Consider the following 2399-nt stretch of genomic DNA (forward strand, 5'->3'; position numbering starts at 1 on the left):
TATCGTGGTAGATGCCATAAAGCTCAGCCCGATTACCATTTCAATGCTTAACAAAAACCTTTTCTTTAACTACGCAAATCAATATAGGAAAGAAAAACCAAGTTTGGCCTCGGCCAAAACTTTCCAGTTATCTGATGCGGACTATGCTGCATTTTCTGGCAGTTTGGCCGATAAAGATTTAACTTACCTAAGCCGTACCGAAAGGTTGCTTTCCGATTTACGTTTAGAAGCCGAAAAGGAAAATAAATCTGCTGAGGTAAAAACCGATCTGGAGAATCTTAAATATAAACTTACCTCTTCTAAAAAAACTGATCTGGTTAGCCATAAAGCAGAAATAAAAAGAGTTTTAGAAACACAGATCGTAAGCCGATATTTTTACGAAAAGGGAAGAATTGAGCAGAGCTTCCAGTACGATAAAGAATTGGCTGCAGCAAAAAATCTTTTTACCAACCAATCGCAGATCCTGGCCATTTTAAAAGGCGATGGAAATTATAAGGTAATTGGAAAACCAACCAAAGCCACCGCATCAATAGACTAAAACCTAACCAAACGATACCACTATCCTTATGAAGAAATTAACCCTAATATGCCTTGTGCTATTAATTGCCTTACAGTTAAAAGCACAGGATTATACACCTACAGCCTCTAATTTAAAACAGCGGGCATGGTTTAACGATGCCCGTTTTGGCTTATTTATCCACTGGGGTCCTTTTAGTGTACCAGGGAGCGGCGAATGGGTAATGAACGAACGAAAGTTGAATGTTCATAATTATACCAACCTTAAAGATTTTTTTAATCCTGTTGAGTTTAATGCCGAACAATGGGTGAGCATGGCGAAGAATGCCGGAATGAAATACATTACGCTGATTACCAGGCACCATGATGGTTTTRGCATGTGGGATACCAAATATTCTGATTTCAATATCATGAATACGCCCTACAAAAAAGATATCGTAAAAATGATGGCCGATGAGTGCCATAAGCAAGGCATAAAACTATACCTGTATTATTCGCTGTTAGATTGGCGAAGAGAAGATTATCCACACGAAACTGGTCGTACCGGACAGAACTCAGGTAGAACGGGCAAAGGTAATTATGCAAGCTATTTGCAGTTCATGAAAAACCAATTAACAGAGTTGTTGACCAATTATGGTGAAATAGGCGGAATCTGGTTTGACGGGCATTGGGATCAGACTGAACCAGAAGGATCGAAAGACAGGACATCACGGATTGATTGGAAATACAATGAAATTTATGGTTTAATCCACAAACTTCAGCCACAGTGCATGATTGGTAACAATCACCACCTTACACCCTTTGCCGGAGAAGATTTTCAAATGTTCGAACGCGATCTTCCTGGTGAAAATAAATCAGGCTTAAGTTTTCAAAAGGCATCAGATAAACTACCACTTGAAACCTGCGAAACCATTTCAAATTCGTGGGGATATAATTTGAGCGATACCTATTACAAATCGAATAAAGAACTGGTACATATGTTGGTTAAAGCTGCAAGTTTAGGGTCTAATCTTTTACTGAACATCGGCCCGATGCCGAGTGGTAAAATCCAGCCCGAGTTTCAAAACCGTTTGGCAGGTTTGGGCGATTGGCTTAAAATTTACGGTGAAAGTATTTATGGTACTAAAGCGGGATTTATAAAACCGCAGGCCTGGGGAAGCATTACGCAAAGCGACAACAAAGTTTATATCCACCTTGTTGACGGAAAAACGGCAACGCTTAACTTAGAAAACGTTCCGCTAAAGAAAATTAAAAAAGCATATTTGTTAAAAGACAAAAGCGCGGTAAACTATACCTTTAAAAAATCAAAATTAACCATTACTACAACTTTAAATAGTGCAGAACCCGATCAGGTAATTGTTTTGGAGATTGGCTAAGAGGACGTTTATATATTGCTGTCATCCTGAACGCAGTGAAGGATCTGTCGAATTTCAATAAAAGAGATCGTCATCCGATTGCTATCGGATGACGATCTCTCGCGTTCAAAAGCCTGTTATCTCCCAATAATTGCCAAAATTCAATGCTTTTGATGTAATTCTTTCCCCTTTATGAGAAAATAAACGTAAAACGTTTTACTTTTAGGCTTTAAATTCTAATGTAAGAAATTATAAGCACACATGCAGTTCAAGAAAACCTCGTCTATTCTATTTCTAACGGCCTCTCTATTCTCCCTTAATGCAGCTGCGCAGCAGAACACCAAACTTACCCGGTATGTAGATCCATTAATCGGATCGGCAAAACACGGTCACGTTTTTGTAGGTGCAAATGTTCCTTTTGGTGCAGTTCAGCTGGGGCCGAACAACATTTTTGAAGGCTGGGATTGGTGCAGTGGGTATAATTATGTTAGTAATACCATTACCGGTTTTGCACATACGCATTTAAGC

Annotated in this window: 1 protein-coding gene and 2 pseudogenes; all 3 read left to right on the forward strand. The window is 39.0% G+C overall.

Going from position 1 to position 2399, the window contains the following annotated elements:
- Positions 1–538: pseudogene (locus tag AC1DPQ_RS24855) on the forward strand (S41 family peptidase); the annotation flags it as partial.
- A gap of 28 nt (positions 539–566) precedes the next feature.
- Positions 567–1892, forward strand: a complete 1326-nt coding sequence (locus AC1DPQ_RS24860; protein ID WP_477611203.1) for an alpha-L-fucosidase — start codon at positions 567–569, stop codon at positions 1890–1892.
- 240 nt (positions 1893–2132) lie between these two features.
- Positions 2133–2399 (forward strand): annotated as a pseudogene (locus tag AC1DPQ_RS24865) (glycoside hydrolase family 92 protein); the annotation flags it as partial.

It is taken from the genome of Pedobacter sp. 01T416_2 (assembly GCF_056398925.1).